Below are 17,873 nucleotides of genomic sequence, written 5' to 3'. Positions count from 1 at the left end.
TCAATCATCTGTACTCCAATGACTAGTCTAAAAACTAGTATTAAGACTATCACTTATTTAAGTGATACTGGTTGTCTGGAGATTCAGGGGGCCAGTCTAAGCAGTGACAAAGGGATGCCAGCGTTTTTCAAACAGAATATGAGCGATCCCGGTTCGGCGCGGCGGTAAGGTCGCGACTTTGAGTTTTGGCTTCTTCAACTCTTTCATCACCACCCAGAGCGTTATCACCAGCAAAACGGCAACCAACGGCCACACAGACAAATTAAAAGTCTCAGCAATAGAGTTATGTTCAGTACTGTAGTGCTGCAAGGTTTGATTTAAACCACTGGCATGTGGAGAACGCATCACCGCACTCATCACCATATAAGTGAAAAGCGCGATCCAACTGCCGATCAATCCCTCACCCGCGCGATACCAGGTCCCGGTGGCACATCCACCCGCCAGAACAATTCCCAGCCCGAAGATATACCCACCTATAACAGTACCAGGCCACGGGAACGCCCCGGCTTCGTAAGTCAGTAGGCCCGCCTAAATTAACGCAAAAACCCCCACACTTTGTACCGAAATTGCAATCAGCAAGGCGTAAAACATGCGATTATTTTTCGCGATATACATATCGCGAAAACCACCAGTCAGGCAAAAAACGCCCACGCTGCATGACAAATCCCAGCAGAGCACCACAAATTAGCCCGCTTAATATCATTGAAAACATAAATTAATTAACCAGATGAATGTTAATGAGGAAATTATTCATGACTGGTGGAATGCAGACCAATAACCAAATTCTCTAAATTAGAACAAATGGTTCTTAATGAGGATTTCGATAAAAAAGAATAAAAAAACCGGAGCCAAATATTCATTCGACTCCGGTTGATTATTAGAAAAGATGATTATGCTACGTCTTCGTACTGCGGAACCGGGTTACGGAAGCTCTTGGTGACGCAAGCCAGGTAAATCAGACCGATAGCAGCCCAGATCAGACCCAGAACCATTGAGCTTTCTTCCAGGTTAACCCACAGCGCACCAACGGTCAGCGCACCACACATCGGCAGGAACAGATACTGGAAGTGATCTTTCAGCGTCTTATTACGCTTCTCACGGATCCAGAACTGCGAGATGACCGACAGGTTAACGAAGGTGAACGCCACCAGCGCACCAAAGTTAATCAGCGCCGTTGCCATTACCAGGTCGAAGTTGATTGCCAGCAGGGCAATCGCGCCAACCAGGATGATGTTCATCGCCGGAGTACGCCATTTCGGGTGTACATAACCGAAGAAGCTTTTCGGGAATACGCCGTCACGACCCATTACGTACATCAGACGCGCTACGCCTGCATGCGCCGCCATACCGGACGCCAGTACGGTAATGGTGGAGAAGATCAGCGCGCCAACCTGGAACGCTTTACCCGCAACGTACAGCATGATTTCAGGCTGTGACGCATCCGGATCTTTAAAGCGAGAGATATCCGGGAAGTACAGCTGCAGGAAGTAAGTTGCAAAGATGAAGATCATGCCGCCGATCAGCGCGGTCAGGAAAATCGCACGCGGGATCACGCGCTCTGCATCTTTGGTTTCTTCCGACAGGTTGCTGATGCCGTCAAAGCCGGTAAAGGAGAAGCACAGGATTGTCGCCCCGGTAATCATCGGGATAACATGCGCATCGCCAGACCAGAATGGACGAGTGCTCGCCAGCGTACCAGCGCCTTCACCTTCAAATACGCCATAAACAACCATGCCCAGAATCACCGCGATCAGCACCACCTGCAACACGACGATTACAGTGTTGAAGTTCGCTACGGATTTCAGACTACGCAGGTTAAAGGCGGTCATGAAGGCCACCAACGCCACCACAAACATCCACGATGGGATGGAAGGCACCAGAGCTTCAAAATAGATTTTCGCCAGCAGAATGTTGATCATCGGCGCGAACAGATAGTCGAGCAGAGAAGACCAACCCACCATAAAGCCGACAGTCGGGCTAATGGATTTCTGGGCGTAAGTGTATGCAGAGCCAGCAGAAGGATAGCGGCGAACCAGCTTCCCGTAGCTCAGAGCCGTAAACAGGATCGCAATCAATGCGAACGCATAGGCTGTCGGCACATGACCATCCGTGAGGCCTGAAACGATACCAAAAGTATCAAACAGCGTCATCGGCTGCATATAGGCAAGACCCATCATTACAACCGGAACTAACGTAAGCGTTTTACGCAATTCCACGCGAGAGGTGTTTGGAGTAACGTTATGCGACATGGTCATTCTCCTTTACGGTGATAACCGTCGCGTAAGCAAAAAATTGCCCCATTTTTTTGGATTCCTCAGCGACAACAACTGTCGATTTTTAGTAAATATCTATCCGGTACGAAGCCCGGCCTCTTGGTATGAATGATTGGTTTGAAGCAAAAAATAACCGACGCTGATGAAACGTCGGTTTTTAGTCATTTTTTGACAGCGGCGCATTGTGCCTAAATGGGGGGGAAATGACAAGAGAATGAGAGGCTTGTCATAATAATTTTTCTTTAAATGGCTGATTTTCCGTCATCAGATTTTGCATAAACACCGGCGATCGCACTATTTGCTAAAATTTCATCCCGCCACCAGCCACTGGCAAGTCCTGCGGTCTGTTCATTCCAGCCAATCCAGACGGGTTCAAAGAGAGTTTGGGCGACCACTTTCTTCTCGATTAACGCGCCACTATCGAGAAAATGTTGCGCCAGATAACGGGGTAAATAGCCGCAGCCGAGGCCGCTAATTTGCAGCTCCAGCTTGGTTTTAAAATCGAAAACGGTAATGGCTTCTTGTTCGTCGAGAAGTTGTGAGGCCGTAGAAGCGCCTGCCTGCGCAGTATCCCCCACCACAATCGCCCGATATCGCTTAATAATACGACGATTTAACGGCTCTTCTTCCAGGGCTAACGGATGATGAGGCGCGACCGCAAAGACTTGTTCCAGATCGCCCAACCGTGAAAAACCAAACTCACTGGAAGATGGTGGCTCATGCATCGCGCCAACAATAATATCCGCTCGCCCCTGAGTCAGGGCATCCCATGAACCACCCAGTACGCCATTGATAAACTTCAGGCGCGTCACGCTATGATGTTGATAAAAAGCTTCAATCAGTGGCGCTAGCAGAGAAAAAGGAAACGTGTCGTCCACGCCAATCACCAGCTCGTTTTCCCAGCCTTCATGCAGTTTGATCGCCTGCTTTTCCAGTTCCCGCACGGTATGCAGAACTTCCCGCCCTTTCTCTAATAACATTTTTCCGGTGCGGGTGAATTTAGCGCGGTGACCGCTACGATCAAGCAATTGAATATTAAGGTCGCTTTCCAGCTTGTGAACGGTGTAACTCAGAGCGGACGGCGTCTTGTAGAGTTTGGCCGACGCCGCCGCAAAACTGCCTTCTTTTTCTAAGGCATCGAGGATCATCAACACATCCAGCAGTGGTTTCATACACGCCCCCTTGCAGTGTATGCGGCGTCCTGCTGGCGTGATCGTTTACTCCAGCGGCATTACCAGCGGATCGGGATACTGGTATTCAAATCCCAGTTCATTACAAATCCGACTGCCATCAATAATCTTACCTTTGCCGCTGTCCAGACTATTTCTGAACTGCGGAGGTTCCAGCCCCAGTAAACGGGCCATCTGCGGATAGAAAACATTACGCGCAGGGTGAGCTGGCGCACATATATTATAGATGTGTCCGCCTTTAGGTGCCTGTAACAACAGAGTGATAGCGCCAATAACATCTTCTAAATGGACTAAATTAACACCATGTTCACCATCAGGCGCGGTTTTTCCGGCAAAGAAGCGTCCGGGATGACGCCCCGGTCCGACCAGGCCCGCAAGACGCAGAATATCGACCGAAGTACCGGGTAAATTGTGCAGCCAGTCTTCGAGTTCTTCTAATACTCGTCCACTGTTGGTTACCGGATTACGCGGGGTAGTTTCTTTCACCATGCCTTGCGCATCGCCATAGACAGATGTTGAGCTGGTAAAAATAATTCGGGGAATACGATGGGCCAGCGCGCTATCCACTAACTCTTGTACCGCTTGTAAATAGAACTCATCGCCGGAGCCGCTACGACGTGCCGGAAGCGTAATGACCAGTGCATCGGCATCCATCAGGGCATCCAGATCGTCAGAATCGCAAACTAACTCAGGCTCCATGCGAAGCAGATAGCTATCAATGCCACTCATTCGGGCCGCTTCGACACCATCTTGTGTGGTTTTACTCCCGGTGACTTGCCAGCCTCGCGCTGAAAGTGACATCGCCAGCGGCATGCCTAACCACCCTAACCCGACAATTGCGACCTTTTTCATCCGTTATCTCCTGATACACCTTAGATCTATAAGGCTACGCTAGCGTATCAAAACTGACAATTCATTCTATGAATGAATCTGTTCAATAATGATAACGACATGCTGCAATGAGCAGTGAATCGTCGGTAACCGCGTATACCAGACGGTGCTCCTCTGTAATGCGTCGGGACTAGAAACCTGACAAATTATGTTTCAGGGGTTCTGGCTTCCCCTTACCTTCAAATGGCGTTCTGCGGGTATCTTTGATAAGTTCATTGATCTTTTTAACAATTCGCTTATCTGTTTCCTGCCAGTACAGATAATCATCCCATGATTCCTCAGACCAGATTAGTTTCACTCAATAATGTCCTTTTCTGTTCCTTTGCCTGATTTCAGGCTATCGATTGAGTCCATCAATCTCCGGGCGTTAGCGGGGGAACGCAGTAGATAAGCCGTCTCTTCCAGCGAGTTGTATTCTTCGAGTGACATCAGAACACAAGCCTCTCCATTCTGACGAGTAATAAGGATCGGGGCATGATCTTCAACGGCTTTCATCATTGTTGCCGACAAATTCTGACGCGCTTCGCTGTAGCTAATTGTACGCATGTCAATCTCCTCTTTTGTACAGTTCATTGTACAATGATGGGCGTTAATTAACTATTTATTAATTAGTTTGTAGATCAAGGTATTGTCAGTGAGACGAAAATCCAGGCTTCGCTATTTTTGGTGCCGTCAGCTTAGAGGACAGTCCTCTTAGCCCCCTCCTTTCCCCGCTCATTCATTAAACAAATCCATCGCCATAGAATATATAAAAAAGCCCTTGCTTTCTAACGTGAAAGTGGTTTAGGTTAAAAGACATCAGTTGAATAAACATTCACAGAGACTTTTATGACACGCGTTCAATTTAAACACCACCATCATCACCATCATCCTGACTAGTCTTTCAGGCGATGTGTGCTGGAAGACATTCAGATCTTCCAGTGGTGCATGAACGCATGAGAAAGCCCCCGGAAGATCACCTTCCGGGGGCTTTTTTATTGCGCGGTTGATAACGGTTCAGACAGGTTTAAAGAGGAATAAGAAAATGACAGACAACACTCGTTTACGCATAGCTATGCAGAAATCCGGCCGTTTAAGTGATGACTCACGCGAATTGCTGGCGCGCTGTGGCATTAAAATCAATCTTCACACCCAGCGCCTGATCGCGATGGCAGAAAACATGCCGATTGATATTCTGCGCGTGCGTGACGACGACATTCCCGGTCTGGTAATGGACGGCGTGGTTGACCTCGGGATTATCGGCGAAAACGTGCTGGAAGAAGAGCTGCTTAACCGCCGCGCCCAGGGTGAAGATCCACGCTACTTTACCCTGCGTCGTCTGGATTTCGGCGGCTGCCGACTTTCACTGGCAACGCCGGTTGATGAAGCCTGGGATGGCCCGCTCTCCTTAAACGGTAAACGTATCGCCACCTCTTATCCTCACCTGCTCAAGCGTTATCTCGACCAGAAAGGTATCTCTTTTAAATCCTGCTTACTGAACGGTTCTGTTGAAGTCGCCCCGCGTGCCGGACTGGCGGATGCGATTTGCGATCTGGTTTCCACCGGTGCCACGCTGGAAGCTAACGGCCTGCGCGAAGTCGAAGTTATCTATCGCTCGAAAGCCTGCCTGATACAACGCGATGGCGAAATGGAAGAATCCAAACAGCAACTGATCGACAAACTGCTGACCCGTATTCAGGGTGTTATCCAGGCGCGTGAATCAAAATACATCATGATGCACGCACCGACCGAACGTCTGGATGAAGTCATCGCCCTGCTGCCAGGTGCCGAACGCCCAACTATTCTACCGCTGGCGGGTGATCAACAGCGCGTAGCGATGCACATGGTCAGTAGCGAAACCCTGTTCTGGGAAACGATGGAAAAACTGAAAGCGCTGGGTGCCAGTTCAATCCTGGTCCTGCCGATTGAGAAGATGATGGAGTGATCGCCATGAGCTTTAACACAATCATTGACTGGAATAGCTGTACTGCGGAGCAACAACGCCAGCTGTTAATGCGCCCGGCGATCTCCGCTTCTGAAAGCATTACCCGCACTGTTAACGATATTCTCGATAACGTGAAAGCACGCGGCGATGAGGCCCTGCGGGAATACAGCGCGAAGTTTGATAAAACCACGGTTACCGCACTGAAGGTGTCTGCTGAGGAAATTGCCGCCGCTAGCGAACGCCTGAGCGACGAGCTAAAACAGGCGATGGCGGTGGCAGTGAAGAATATTGAAACCTTCCACACTGCGCAAAAACTGCCGCCGGTAGATGTAGAAACGCAGCCAGGCGTGCGTTGCCAGCAGGTCACGCGCCCGGTCGCTTCAGTTGGGTTGTATATTCCTGGCGGCTCCGCCCCGCTCTTCTCAACGGTATTAATGCTGGCGACTCCGGCGCGTATTGCGGGCTGTAAAAAAAGTGGTGCTGTGCTCACCGCCGCCGATTGCCGATGAGATCCTTTATGCGGCGCAGCTGTGCGGTGTGCAGGACGTGTTTAACGTCGGCGGCGCACAGGCCATTGCCGCACTGGCGTTTGGTACGGAATCTGTGCCGAAAGTGGACAAAATCTTCGGGCCGGGCAACGCCTTTGTCACCGAAGCGAAACGTCAGGTGAGCCAGCGTCTGGACGGTGCGGCGATCGATATGCCCGCAGGCCCGTCGGAAGTGTTGGTCATTGCCGACAGTGGCGCAACGCCGGATTTCGTGGCTTCTGATTTGCTTTCTCAGGCTGAACACGGCCCGGACTCACAGGTGATTTTACTGACGCCCGCTGCTGATATGGCGCGTCGCGTTGCCGAGGCTGTCGAACGCCAGCTGGCAGAACTGCCGCGTGCTGAAACCGCCCGTCAGGCACTGAACGCCAGCCGCCTGATCGTGACTAAAGATTTAGCGCAGTGCGTAGAGATCTCCAACCAGTACGGCCCGGAGCACCTGATCATCCAGACCCGCAACGCCCGCGATCTGGTCGATGGCATTACCAGTGCCGGTTCGGTATTTCTTGGTGACTGGTCACTGGAATCGGCAGGTGATTACGCCTCCGGCACCAACCACGTTCTGCCGACTTACGGTTACACCGCCACCTGTTCCAGCCTCGGGCTGGCAGATTTCCAGAAGCGCATGACCGTGCAGGAACTGTCGAAAGAAGGTTTCTCCGCGCTGGCTTCGACCATTGAAACATTGGCCGCCGCCGAGCGCCTGACCGCCCATAAAAATGCCGTTACTTTACGTGTTAACGCCCTTAAGGAGCAAGCATGAGCATCGTGACTATTACCGATTTAGCGCGTGAAAACGTGCGCAACCTGACGCCGTATCAGTCGGCGCGTCGTCTGGGCGGTAACGGCGATGTCTGGCTGAACGCCAACGAATATCCCACAGCCGTGGAATTTCAGCTTACTCAGCAAACGCTCAACCGCTACCCGGAATGTCAGCCGAAAGCGGTGATTGAAAATTACGCGCAATATGCAGGCGTAAAACCGGAACAGGTGCTGGTCAGCCGTGGCGCGGACGAAGGTATTGAACTACTGATTCGCGCTTTTTGCGAACCGGGTAAAGACGCCATCCTCTACTGCCCGCCAACGTACGGCATGTACGGCGTCAGCGCCGAAACCATTGGCGTCGAGTGCCGCACAGTGCCGACGCTGGACAACTGGCAACTGGATTTACAGGGCATTTCCGACAAGCTGGAAGGCGTAAAAGTGGTCTATGTTTGCAGCCCCAACAACCCGACCGGGCAACTGATCAATCCGCAGGATTTTCGCACTCTGCTGGAGTTAACCCGCGGTAAAGCGATTGTGGTTGCCGATGAAGCCTATATCGAGTTTTGCCCGCAGGCATCGCTGGCTGGCTGGCTGGCGGAATATCCGCACCTGGCTATTTTGCGCACACTGTCGAAAGCTTTTGCTCTGGCGGGCCTTCGTTGCGGATTTACGCTGGCAAACGAAGAAGTCATCAACCTGCTGATGAAAGTGATTGCCCCCTACCCGCTCTCGACGCCGGTTGCCGACATTGCGGCCCAGGCGTTAAGCCCGCAGGGGATCGTCGCCATGCGTGAGCGGGTGGCGCAAATTATTGCAGAACGCGAATGCCTGATTGCCGCACTGAAAGAGATCCCCTGCGTGGAGCAGGTTTTCGACTCTGAAACCAACTACATTCTGGCGCGCTTTAAAGCCTCCAGTGCAGTGTTTAAATCTTTGTGGGATCAGGGCATTATCTTACGTGATCAGAATAAACAACCCTCTTTAAGCGGCTGCCTGCGAATTACCGTCGGAACCCGTGAAGAAAGCCAGCGCGTCATTGACGCCTTACGTGCGGAGCAAGTTTAATGAGTCAGAAGTATCTTTTTATCGATCGCGATGGAACCCTGATTAGCGAACCGCCGAGTGATTTTCAGGTGGATCGTTTTGACAAACTCGCCTTTGAACCGGGCGTGATCCCGGAACTGCTGAAGCTGCAAAAAGCGGGCTACAAACTGGTGATGATCACTAATCAGGATGGTCTTGGAACACAAAGTTTCCCGCAGGCGGATTTTGATGGCCCGCACAACCTGATGATGCAGATCTTCACCTCGCAAGGCGTGCAGTTTGATGAAGTGCTGATTTGCCCGCACCTGCCCGCCGATGAATGCGACTGCCGTAAGCCGAAAGTAAAACTGGTGGAGCGTTATCTCGCTGAGCAAGCGATAGATCGCGCCAACAGTTATGTGATTGGCGATCGCGCGACCGATATTCAACTAGCAGAAAACATGGGCATTACTGGTTTACGCTACGACCGCGAAACCCTGAACTGGCCGATGATTGGCGAGCAACTTACCAAACGAGACCGTTACGCCCATGTAGTGCGCAACACCAAAGAGACGCAGATTGACGTTCAGGTGTGGCTGGATCGCGAAGGTGGCAGCAAGATTAACACCGGCGTTGGCTTCTTTGATCATATGCTGGATCAGATCGCCACCCACGGCGGTTTCCGCATGGAAATCAACGTCAAAGGCGACCTCTATATCGACGATCACCACACCGTCGAAGATACCGGCCTGGCGCTGGGTGAAGCGTTAAAAATTGCCCTCGGCGATAAACGCGGTATTTGTCGCTTTGGTTTTGTGCTGCCGATGGACGAATGCCTTGCCCGCTGCGCACTGGATATCTCTGGTCGCCCGCACCTGGAATATAAAGCTGAATTTACCTACCAGCGCGTGGGCGATCTCAGCACCGAGATGATCGAGCACTTCTTCCGTTCGCTCTCTTACACCATGGGCGTGACCCTGCACCTGAAAACCAAAGGTAAAAACGATCACCACCGTGTAGAGAGCCTGTTCAAAGCTTTTGGTCGCACCCTGCGCCAGGCCATCCGCGTGGAAGGCGATACCCTGCCCTCGTCGAAAGGAGTGCTGTAATGAACGTGGTGATCCTTGATACTGGCTGCGCCAACCTGAACTCGGTGAAGTCTGCCATTGCGCGCCACGGTTATGAACCCAAAGTCAGCCGTGACCCGGACGTCGTGTTGCTGGCCGATAAACTATTTTTACCCGGCGTTGGCACCGCACAAGCAGCGATGGATCAGGTGCGTGAGCGCGAGCTGTTTGATCTCATCAAAGCCTGTACCCAACCGGTGCTAGGCATCTGCTTAGGGATGCAACTGCTGGGGCGGCGCAGCGAAGAGAGCAACGGCGTCGATTTGCTGGGCATCATCGACGAAGACGTGCCGAAAATGACCGACTTTGGTCTACCGCTGCCCCATATGGGCTGGAACCGCGTTTACCCGCAGGCAGGCAACCGCCTGTTTCAGGGGATTGAAGACGGCGCGTACTTTTACTTTGTTCACAGCTACGCAATGCCAGTCAATCCGTGGACCATCGCCCAGTGTAATTACGGCGAACCGTTCACCGCGGCGGTACAAAAAGATAACTTCTACGGCGTGCAGTTCCACCCGGAGCGTTCTGGTGCCGCTGGCGCTAAGTTGCTGAAAAACTTCCTGGAGATGTGATGATTATTCCGGCATTAGATTTAATCGACGGCACCGTGGTGCGTCTCCATCAGGGCGATTACGGCAAACAGCGCGATTACGGTAACGACCCGCTGCCGCGCTTACAGGATTACGCCACGCAGGGTGCCGAAGTGTTGCATCTGGTGGATCTGACCGGGGCAAAAGATCCAGCAAAACGTCAAATCCCGTTGATTAAAACCCTGGTCGCGGGCGTTAACGTTCCGGTGCAGGTTGGCGGCGGCGTGCGTAGCGAAGAAGACGTGGCGGCGTTACTGGAAGCGGGCGTTGCGCGCGTGGTGGTCGGCTCCACCGCGGTGAAATCACCAGAAATGGTGAAAGGCTGGTTTGAACGTTTCGGTGCCGATGCCTTAGTGCTGGCGCTGGATGTCCGTATTGACGAGCAAGGCAACAAGCAGGTGGCAGTCAGCGGCTGGCAAGAGAACTCGGGCGTTTCACTGGAACAACTGGTGGAAACCTATCTGCCCGTCGGCCTGAAACATGTGCTGTGTACCGATATCTCGCGCGACGGCACGCTGGCAGGTTCTAACGTCTCTTTATATGAAGAAGTGTGCGCCAGATATCCGCAGGTGGCATTTCAGTCATCCGGCGGCATTGGCGACATTAACGATGTTGCTGCCCTGCGTGGCACTGGCGTGCGCGGCGTAATAGTTGGTCGGGCATTATTGGAAGGTAAATTCACCGTGAAGGAGGCCATCGCATGCTGGCAAAACGCATAATTCCGTGTCTCGACGTTCGTGATGGTCAGGTGGTGAAAGGCGTACAGTTTCGCAACCATGAAATCATTGGCGATATCGTGCCGCTGGCAAAACGCTACGCCGAAGAAGGTGCAGACGAACTGGTGTTCTACGATATCACCGCTTCCAGCGATGGCCGTGTGGTAGATAAAAGCTGGGTATCTCGCGTGGCGGAAGTGATCGACATTCCGTTCTGCGTGGCGGGTGGGATTAAGTCTCTGGAAGATGCCGCGAAAATTCTTTCCTTTGGCGCGGATAAAATTTCCATCAACTCGCCTGCGCTGGCGGATCCGACGTTAATTACTCGCCTGGCGGATCGTTTTGGCGTGCAGTGTATTGTGGTGGGTATTGATACCTGGTACGACGCTGAAACCGGTAAATATCATGTGAATCAATATACCGGCGATGAAAGCCGCACCCGCGTCACTCAGTGGGAAACGCTCGACTGGGTACAGGAAGTGCAAAAACGCGGTGCCGGAGAAGTCGTCCTCAACATGATGAATCAGGACGGCGTGCGTAACGGTTACGACCTCGAACAACTGAAAAAAGTGCGTGAAGTTTGCCACGTCCCGCTAATTGCCTCCGGTGGCGCGGGCACCATGGAACACTTCCTCGAAGCCTTCCGTGATGCCGACGTTGACGGCGCGCTGGCAGCTTCCGTATTCCACAAACAAATAATCAATATTGGTGAATTAAAAGCGTACCTGGCAACACAGGGCGTGGAGATCAGGATATGTTAACAGAACAACAACGTCGCGAACTGGACTGGGAAAAAACCGACGGACTTATGCCGGTGATTGTGCAACACGCGGTATCCGGCGAAGTGTTAATGCTGGGCTATATGAACCCGGAAGCCTTAGACAAAACCATAGAAAGCGGCAAAGTCGCCTTCTTCTCGCGCACTAAACAGCGACTGTGGACCAAAGGCGAAACGTCGGGCAATTTCCTCAATGTGGTGAGTATTGCACCGGACTGCGACAACGACACGTTACTGTTACTGGTGAATCCTATCGGACCAACCTGCCATAAAGGCACCAGCAGCTGCTTCGGCGACACCGCTCACCAGTGGCTGTTCCTGTATCAACTGGAACAACTGCTCGCCGAACGCAAATCTGCCGACCCGGAAACCTCCTACACCGCCAAACTGTATGCCAGCGGCACCAAACGCATTGCGCAGAAAGTGGGCGAAGAAGGCGTGGAAACCGCACTGGCAGCGACAGTACATGACCGCTTTGAGCTCACCAACGAGGCGTCTGATTTGATGTATCACCTGCTGGTGCTGTTGCAGGATCAGGATCTGGACTTAACGACGGTGATTGAGAACCTGCGTAAACGGCATCAGTGAGTTGCGGGGTAAGCGGATGCGATATTGTTGTAGCATCCGGAAAAAAAAACGGGCAAGGTGTCACCACCCTGCCCCTTTTCTTTAAAACCGAAAAGATTACTTCGCGTTGTAATTACGCAGAGCGTTACGCCCCAAGACAATCCCCGCGCCAACCATGCCGCCCAGCAGCACCGCCAGAATCAAGGTAATTGCCTTTTTCGGGCTATCGCGACGAATAGGTAACGTCGGTTTCATTACATAGCGGTAAGCATGAATATCAAGTTTATCAACGTCAAGATTGTCGATATCCAGCAGGTTTTGACGAGTCTGATAGTAGTTTGGTGAGAACACCAACGGACGAGTCGCTTCATGCTTAATCATCGACTCCAGCGCTTCGCTCCCCAAAAGGAACAACGTATCTTGTGTCACATCTTCAGTCTGCTGAACCTGTGGCTTTGTCACCTGCGCCTGATTCGCATACTGCAACGCTTCCTGAATCTGACGGATACGCAGATCTTTCTGCTCCTGCGCAACTACTTCCTGAGTTTTCAGAGAATCCTGCAAGTTTTTCATACGCAGCGCGATGTTGTCTTTCAGGTCTTTTCCCAGTTCTTCATTTACCTGGTCGTCAACTTGCTGGATATACTTCGCCAGCTGCTTCTGAGCACCTTCAGGTGTTTCACCAACATAAGACACCGCTAAAGGTAATGACTGATTTTTGACGGTAGGCTCAATGGTCAGCTTTTCTGCTTCTTCCTGGTTATCCAGCGTTTCCGCTAATGCTGAGAATGCAGTGCTGTAACGTCCGATAAGTGAAGCCTGAATGTCGGAGACTTTCGGTACAGCCGATCCGTAGATCACATTCATCGCGTTGGTATAACCAGCGATTTGCCCCACATCAGGTTGAGTAACGATAGCTGTGGAAGTCCACTTTTCTTTGGCAACGGCCAGATACCCTATAGCCAGGGCAATAGCAACAATGACAGAGATGATAATTGTCATCTTGCCACGCCACAACTGCACCAGTAAATCAATCAAATCAATCTGTTCCGGATCATGGTTTTGCCCAGAAACATTATTATTTTCTACTCTCATCATTACCCTAACGGACGAAATAATTTTAAGTCGCCATAGTTTAGCGATAATCGCCATGAATGCTATAGGATAAATGATAAAAATAATGAATTATTACAAAGGGAACATAAGAGAATCAGGGCGAAAATCGCCATGATAACAGGATGTTAGTCACTGCCAAAGAGATCGCGGGTGTAGACTTTGTCTGCCACATCCTTAAGCTCTTCTGCCATACGGTTGGAGATAATGACGTCGGCTTGTATAGTCAGCTTAGAACAGCTTTGATTGTAAAATGAGCACGTTACCAGAAAAAACAGCCAAGTTTAGAACTGATACCGATTATCTTTTTTTCTTGTCTAACGGTATAATTTAACTTTCAGTTATGCCAGATGAAGATTGGCTATATTCTAGCCTGAGCGAGGATTATAAATGAAATTTCTGGTTACGGGAGCTGCTGGCTTTATCGGTTTCTATCTAAGTAAACGGCTTCTTGCAGCTGGTCATCAGGTTGTAGGCATTGACAACTTAAATGATTATTACGATGTCAACCTCAAACAAGCACGACTTGATTTACTCAAGCACGACAACTTCAGTTTTTATAAAATTGACCTGGCCGATCGTGAGAAAATGGCGGCACTGTTTGCAGACGAGCGGTTCGAACGCGTAATAAACCTCGCTGCGCAAGCCGGTGTACGTTACTCTCTTGAAAATCCCAATGCATATGCAGATGCAAACCTGATTGGATTCCTGAACATACTAGAAGGATGTCGCCATAATAATGTTCAGCATCTACTTTACGCTTCCTCCAGTTCTGTTTATGGCATGAACCGCAAGATGCCTTTCTCTACAGATGACTCTGTAGATCATCCTGTTTCGCTTTATGCAGCAACTAAAAAAGCGAATGAACTCATGGCCCATACATATTCTCATTTGTATGGCTTACCGACCACAGGGCTGCGTTTCTTTACGGTTTATGGTCCATGGGGACGTCCGGATATGGCATTATTTAAATTCACTAAAGCCATGCTGGAAGGTAAAAGCATTGATGTTTACAACTTCGGCAAAATGAAGCGTGACTTTACTTACATTGATGATATTGCCGAAGCTATTATTCGCTTACAGGATGTTATTCCAGAAAAAAACCCACAGTGGGCTGTAGAAACAGGCTCGCCTGCAACAAGTTCAGCACCATATCGTGTCTATAACATTGGTAATAGTTCGCCTGTGGAGTTGATGGACTATATCAATGCGTTAGAAGAGGCTCTGGGTATTGAAGCCAACAAAAATATGATGCCTCTCCAACCCGGTGATGTACTGGAAACCAGTGCTGATACAAAAGCACTGTATGACGTAATAGGATTCAAACCTGAAACGTCAGTTAAAGAAGGGGTAAAGAACTTTGTAGAATGGTATCGTAACTTCTATAAAGTTTGATTTTACAAAACCATAAGAAAAGGCCCTAATTTATTAGGGCTTTTCTTAGAATGAAACAAAATAATTAATCATTGCCAAACAAGTCGCGCGTATAAACTTTATCTGCTACATCAGCCAGATCGGCAGACATACGGTTAGAAATAATAACATCAGCTTCTTGTTTGAACGCATCCAGATCACGTACCACGCGCGACCGGAAAAAATCGTCCTCTTTCATAGCTGGCTCATAAACGATTACAGGCACACCTTTCGCCTTGATTCGCTTCATAATACCCTGAATCGAGGAAGCACGAAAATTGTCTGAACCATTCTTCATAATCAAACGATAGACGCCAACAACTTTCGGTTTACGTGCAAGGATAGAATCGGCAATAAAATCTTTGCGCGTGCGGTTGGCGTCAACAATTGCCGAGATCAGGTTATTCGGCACAGACTGGTAATTTGCCAGTAACTGCTTAGTATCTTTCGGCAGACAATAACCACCATAACCGAATGACGGGTTGTTGTAGTGATTACCGATACGCGGGTCAAGGCATACGCCCTCAATAATCTGGCGTGAATTAAGTCCCAGGCTTTCAGCATAACTATCAAGTTCATTGAAATACGCTACACGCATCGCCAGATAAGTGTTCGCAAAAAGTTTAATCGCCTCAGCCTCGGTTGAGTCAGTAAACAATGTTGGTATGTCTTGCTTAATGGCGCCTTCCTGTAATAACGCAGCAAAACGTTTAGCGCGTTCAGACTGCTCGCCAATCACAATGCGTGATGGGTGTAAGTTATCATAAAGTGCTTTACCTTCACGCAAAAACTCAGGCGAAAAGATCACATTTTCAATACCAAAACGTTCTTTAATGGACTCTGTAAAACCAACAGGGATAGTTGATTTTATAATCATTACCGCGTTGGGATTAATTTCTGTCACATCACGAATGACCGCTTCCACGCTTGAGGTATTAAAATAATTTGTTTTCGGATCATAATCGGTAGGTGTGGCAATAATAACGTAATCGGCATTTTTATACGCGTCATACTTATCTGTCGTAGCGCGGAAATTGAGATCTTTAGTCGCCAGATACTCTTCAATCTCCTTATCAACAAGCGGTGACTGCCTCTTGTTAAGCATGTCCACTTTGGCCTGAACGATATCCAGTGCAACCACTTCGTGGTTTTGCGCAATCAGAATACCATTTGAAAGACCAACATAACCTGTTCCTGAAATTGTTATTTTCATTAGCTCTGACTTCTTCCGGTTAAACATTTAGAGTGGTCATTAATCCACCACCACAGCTTCATCTACTGCGGGATTTTTAACGCTGATGTAGATGAACTGTCAAGGCAGCGATCCTGCTGTGCGGCGCTGTATTATATCGCGTTTTTAACTATAAATTATAAAAAAAGGCCCTAACCTGCCGCTTTGTATAATAAAAAAGCCCGGAGGGTTTCTCCGGGCCTTGCTTTGATTAATTGATTTAAATCAGATTAATCCAGCCATTCGGTATGGAACACACCTTCTTTATCAATGCGCTTATAAGTATGCGCACCGAAATAGTCACGCTGTGCCTGGATCAGGTTCGCAGGCAGAACAGCGGCACGGTAGCTGTCATAATAGGCAACCGCAGCGGCGAAGGTCGGAACCGGGATACCGTTCTGTACTGCATAAGCAACGACATCACGCAGCGCCTGCTGGTAATCATCGGCAATTTGTTTAAAGTACGGAGCCAGCAGCAGGTTAGCGATCTGCGGATTTTCGGCATATGCATCAGTGATTTTTTGCAGGAACTGCGCACGGATGATGCAGCCAGCACGGAAAATCTTCGCGATTTCGCCGTAGTTCAGATCCCAGTTGTACTCTTCAGACGCAGCACGCAGCTGAGAGAAGCCCTGGGCGTAAGAAACGATTTTGCCCAGATACAGAGCACGACGAACTTTTTCGATGAACTCAGCCTTGTCGCCAGCTGGCTGCGCTTGCGGGCCAGAGAGAACTTTAGATGCGGCAACACGCTGATCTTTCAGAGAAGAGATATAACGTGCAAACACAGACTCGGTAATCAGCGACAGCGGTTCGCCGAGATCCAGCGCACTCTGGCTGGTCCATTTACCCGTACCTTTGTTAGCCGCTTCATCCAGGATCACATCAACCAGGTAGTTACCGTCTTCATCTTTTTTGGTGAAGATATCTTTGGTGATGTCGATCAGGTAGCTGCTCAGTTCACCGTTATTCCACTCGGTAAAGGTCTGCGCCAGTTCTTCGTTGGTGAGGTTCAGGCCACCTTTAAGCAGAGAATAGGCTTCAGCAATCAGCTGCATATCGCCGTATTCAATACCGTTGTGAACCATCTTCACATAATGGCCTGCACCATCGGCACCGATATAGGTAACACATGGCTCACCGTCTTCAGCCACTGCGGCGATTTTAGTCAGGATCGGCGCAACCAGTTCATAGGCTTCTTTCTGGCCACCAGGCATAATGGAAGGCCCTTTCAGCGCGCCCTCTTCACCACCGGAAACACCGGTACCAATGAAGTTAAAGCCTTCAGCAGAAAGCTCACGATTACGACGAATGGTGTCCTGGAAGAAGGTGTTACCACCATCAATGATGATGTCACCTTTATCGAGGTATGGCTTGAGGGAATCAATAGCAGCATCCGTGCCTGCACCTGCTTTCACCATTAACAGGATGCGACGAGGCGTTTCCAGAGATTCAACAAACTCTTTCACCGTATAGTAAGGAACCAGTTTTTTGCCTGGATTTTCGGCAATCACTTCTTCCGTCTTTTCACGGGAACGGTTGAAAATAGAGACGGTATAACCACGGCTTTCGATATTGAGCGCAAGGTTGCGCCCCATCACTGCCATACCGACGACTCCGATCTGTTGCTTTGACATTGTTTACTCCTGTCAGGGGGTGTTCACCACGGGTTTGCGCGGCTTGAATCAAGTTTGAAGAGTACCTTATAACCTCAACTTTACCTA

17 protein-coding genes, 4 pseudogenes and 1 other annotated feature are annotated in these 17,873 nt (G+C 49.9%); of the genes and pseudogenes, 10 read left to right on the top strand and 11 right to left on the bottom strand.

Annotated elements, in window-relative coordinates; translation table 11 throughout:
• Positions 1–99: 99 nt before the first annotated feature.
• The 7 genes and pseudogenes from BHE85_RS08810 to yefM form a co-directional block, all read right to left on the bottom strand.
• Positions 100–712, bottom strand: a pseudogene (locus BHE85_RS08810) (YeeE/YedE thiosulfate transporter family protein); the annotation flags it as partial.
• 178 nt (positions 713–890) lie between these two features.
• Positions 891–2,249 (bottom strand): putrescine/proton symporter PlaP, encoded by a 1,359-nt coding sequence (gene plaP / locus BHE85_RS08800; protein ID WP_000019197.1) that lies wholly within the window; start codon positions 2,247–2,249, stop codon positions 891–893.
• Positions 2,239–2,301 (bottom strand): membrane protein YoeI, encoded by a 63-nt coding sequence (yoeI, locus tag BHE85_RS08795; protein WP_010723108.1) that lies wholly within the window; start codon positions 2,299–2,301, stop codon positions 2,239–2,241. Before yoeI ends, plaP begins: the two co-directional genes overlap by 11 nt.
• A 214-nt stretch (positions 2,302–2,515) precedes the next feature.
• On the bottom strand, positions 2,516–3,445 hold the full coding sequence (locus tag BHE85_RS08790; protein WP_000803344.1) for a LysR substrate-binding domain-containing protein: 930 nt from the start codon (positions 3,443–3,445) through the stop codon (positions 2,516–2,518).
• 45 nt (positions 3,446–3,490) lie between these two features.
• Positions 3,491–4,315: an SDR family oxidoreductase gene (locus tag BHE85_RS08785; RefSeq protein ID WP_000754749.1), complete on the bottom strand. Its 825-nt coding sequence runs from the start codon at positions 4,313–4,315 to the stop codon at positions 3,491–3,493.
• A gap of 82 nt (positions 4,316–4,397) precedes the next feature.
• Positions 4,398–4,652, bottom strand: a pseudogene (gene yoeB / locus BHE85_RS08780) (type II toxin-antitoxin system mRNA interferase toxin YoeB).
• Complete coding sequence (gene yefM / locus BHE85_RS08775) at positions 4,649–4,900, bottom strand: YoeB-YefM toxin-antitoxin system antitoxin YefM (RefSeq protein ID WP_001259255.1); 252 nt, start codon at positions 4,898–4,900, stop codon at positions 4,649–4,651. Before yefM ends, yoeB begins: the two are co-directional and overlap by 4 nt.
• Before the next feature lie 282 nt (positions 4,901–5,182).
• Here yefM and hisL point away from each other — a divergent pair, with 282 nt between their 5' ends.
• From hisL to hisIE, 9 genes and pseudogenes are all read left to right on the top strand, one after another.
• Positions 5,183–5,233 (top strand): his operon leader peptide, encoded by a 51-nt coding sequence (gene hisL, locus BHE85_RS08770; RefSeq protein ID WP_001364200.1) that lies wholly within the window; start codon positions 5,183–5,185, stop codon positions 5,231–5,233.
• Positions 5,209–5,332, top strand: a sequence feature (His leader region). (Overlaps the previous gene by 25 nt.)
• 46 nt (positions 5,333–5,378) lie before the next feature.
• On the top strand, positions 5,379–6,278 hold the full coding sequence (hisG, locus tag BHE85_RS08765) for an ATP phosphoribosyltransferase (protein ID WP_000131782.1): 900 nt from the start codon (positions 5,379–5,381) through the stop codon (positions 6,276–6,278).
• 5 nt (positions 6,279–6,283) lie between these two features.
• Positions 6,284–7,589: pseudogene (gene hisD / locus BHE85_RS08760) on the top strand (histidinol dehydrogenase).
• Positions 7,586–8,656, top strand: a complete 1,071-nt coding sequence (gene hisC, locus BHE85_RS08755; protein WP_000029562.1) for a histidinol-phosphate transaminase — start codon at positions 7,586–7,588, stop codon at positions 8,654–8,656. Before hisD ends, hisC begins: the two are co-directional and overlap by 4 nt.
• On the top strand, positions 8,656–9,723 hold the full coding sequence (gene hisB, locus BHE85_RS08750; RefSeq protein WP_000080073.1) for a bifunctional histidinol-phosphatase/imidazoleglycerol-phosphate dehydratase HisB: 1,068 nt from the start codon (positions 8,656–8,658) through the stop codon (positions 9,721–9,723). The genes hisC and hisB overlap by 1 nt, the downstream gene beginning before the upstream one ends.
• A complete protein-coding gene (hisH, locus tag BHE85_RS08745; RefSeq protein ID WP_001103560.1) occupies positions 9,723–10,313 on the top strand; it encodes an imidazole glycerol phosphate synthase subunit HisH in 591 nt (196 codons plus the stop codon). The genes hisB and hisH overlap by 1 nt, the downstream gene beginning before the upstream one ends.
• Positions 10,313–11,050 (top strand): 1-(5-phosphoribosyl)-5-[(5-phosphoribosylamino)methylideneamino]imidazole-4-carboxamide isomerase, encoded by a 738-nt coding sequence (gene hisA / locus BHE85_RS08740; RefSeq protein ID WP_000586485.1) that lies wholly within the window; start codon positions 10,313–10,315, stop codon positions 11,048–11,050. The genes hisH and hisA overlap by 1 nt, the downstream gene beginning before the upstream one ends.
• Positions 11,032–11,808 carry an imidazole glycerol phosphate synthase subunit HisF gene (gene hisF, locus BHE85_RS08735; protein WP_000880186.1) on the top strand — a complete coding sequence of 259 codons (777 nt, stop codon included), beginning with the start codon at positions 11,032–11,034 and terminating at the stop codon, positions 11,806–11,808. The genes hisA and hisF overlap by 19 nt, the downstream gene beginning before the upstream one ends.
• Entirely contained in the window at positions 11,802–12,413 is a 612-nt protein-coding gene (hisIE, locus tag BHE85_RS08730; RefSeq protein WP_000954858.1) for a bifunctional phosphoribosyl-AMP cyclohydrolase/phosphoribosyl-ATP diphosphatase HisIE, read from the top strand. The genes hisF and hisIE overlap by 7 nt, the downstream gene beginning before the upstream one ends.
• Before the next feature lie 96 nt (positions 12,414–12,509).
• Here the strand turns inward: hisIE and wzzB are convergent, their stop codons facing one another.
• Both wzzB and BHE85_RS28370 read right to left on the bottom strand, forming a co-directional pair.
• The gene (gene wzzB / locus BHE85_RS08720; RefSeq protein WP_004982250.1) at positions 12,510–13,487 is read right to left on the bottom strand and encodes an LPS O-antigen chain length determinant protein WzzB; all 978 of its coding nucleotides are present in this window, start codon (positions 13,485–13,487) and stop codon (positions 12,510–12,512) included.
• Between the two features lie 146 nt (positions 13,488–13,633).
• Positions 13,634–13,726, bottom strand: a pseudogene (locus BHE85_RS28370) (hypothetical protein); the annotation flags it as partial.
• Positions 13,727–13,895: 169 nt separating this feature from the next.
• Between BHE85_RS28370 and BHE85_RS08710 the strand changes: the two are divergent.
• The gene (locus BHE85_RS08710; protein WP_000670924.1) at positions 13,896–14,900 is read left to right on the top strand and encodes an NAD-dependent epimerase; all 1,005 of its coding nucleotides are present in this window, start codon (positions 13,896–13,898) and stop codon (positions 14,898–14,900) included.
• Positions 14,901–14,964: 64 nt separating this feature from the next.
• Here the strand turns inward: BHE85_RS08710 and ugd are convergent, their stop codons facing one another.
• Positions 14,965–16,131, bottom strand: coding sequence for a UDP-glucose 6-dehydrogenase (gene ugd / locus BHE85_RS08705; RefSeq protein WP_000704808.1), 1,167 nt, complete (start codon positions 16,129–16,131; stop codon positions 14,965–14,967).
• A 248-nt stretch (positions 16,132–16,379) separates the two neighbouring features.
• On the bottom strand, positions 16,380–17,786 hold the full coding sequence (gndA, locus tag BHE85_RS08700) for an NADP-dependent phosphogluconate dehydrogenase (protein ID WP_000043483.1): 1,407 nt from the start codon (positions 17,784–17,786) through the stop codon (positions 16,380–16,382).
• Positions 17,787–17,873 lie beyond the last annotated feature (87 nt).

This window comes from Shigella sp. FC1567, assembly GCF_001743015.1.
In the GTDB taxonomy this organism is placed as follows: domain Bacteria; phylum Pseudomonadota; class Gammaproteobacteria; order Enterobacterales; family Enterobacteriaceae; genus Escherichia; species Escherichia coli.
Note: the sequence above shows the minus strand (reverse complement) of the source record. Positions and strands in the feature narration are given on the sequence as shown.

Bases quoted from the DNA above. Each gene is read 5' to 3' on its own strand.
- plaP (WP_000019197.1), bottom strand. From the start codon at position 2,249: ATGTCGCATAACGTTACTCCAAACACCTCTCGCGTGGAATTGCGTAAA.
- BHE85_RS08790 (WP_000803344.1), bottom strand. From the start codon at position 3,445: ATGAAACCACTGCTGGATGTGTTGATGATCCTCGATGCCTTAGAAAAA.
- BHE85_RS08785 (WP_000754749.1), bottom strand. From the start codon at position 4,315: ATGAAAAAGGTCGCAATTGTCGGGTTAGGGTGGTTAGGCATGCCGCTG.
- yefM (WP_001259255.1), bottom strand. From the start codon at position 4,900: ATGCGTACAATTAGCTACAGCGAAGCGCGTCAGAATTTGTCGGCAACA.
- hisG (WP_000131782.1), top strand. From the start codon at position 5,379: ATGACAGACAACACTCGTTTACGCATAGCTATGCAGAAATCCGGCCGT.
- hisC (WP_000029562.1), top strand. From the start codon at position 7,586: ATGAGCATCGTGACTATTACCGATTTAGCGCGTGAAAACGTGCGCAAC.
- hisB (WP_000080073.1), top strand. From the start codon at position 8,656: ATGAGTCAGAAGTATCTTTTTATCGATCGCGATGGAACCCTGATTAGC.
- hisH (WP_001103560.1), top strand. From the start codon at position 9,723: ATGAACGTGGTGATCCTTGATACTGGCTGCGCCAACCTGAACTCGGTG.
- hisA (WP_000586485.1), top strand. From the start codon at position 10,313: ATGATTATTCCGGCATTAGATTTAATCGACGGCACCGTGGTGCGTCTC.
- hisF (WP_000880186.1), top strand. From the start codon at position 11,032: ATGCTGGCAAAACGCATAATTCCGTGTCTCGACGTTCGTGATGGTCAG.
- hisIE (WP_000954858.1), top strand. From the start codon at position 11,802: ATGTTAACAGAACAACAACGTCGCGAACTGGACTGGGAAAAAACCGAC.
- wzzB (WP_004982250.1), bottom strand. From the start codon at position 13,487: ATGAGAGTAGAAAATAATAATGTTTCTGGGCAAAACCATGATCCGGAA.
- BHE85_RS08710 (WP_000670924.1), top strand. From the start codon at position 13,896: ATGAAATTTCTGGTTACGGGAGCTGCTGGCTTTATCGGTTTCTATCTA.
- ugd (WP_000704808.1), bottom strand. From the start codon at position 16,131: ATGAAAATAACAATTTCAGGAACAGGTTATGTTGGTCTTTCAAATGGT.
- gndA (WP_000043483.1), bottom strand. From the start codon at position 17,786: ATGTCAAAGCAACAGATCGGAGTCGTCGGTATGGCAGTGATGGGGCGC.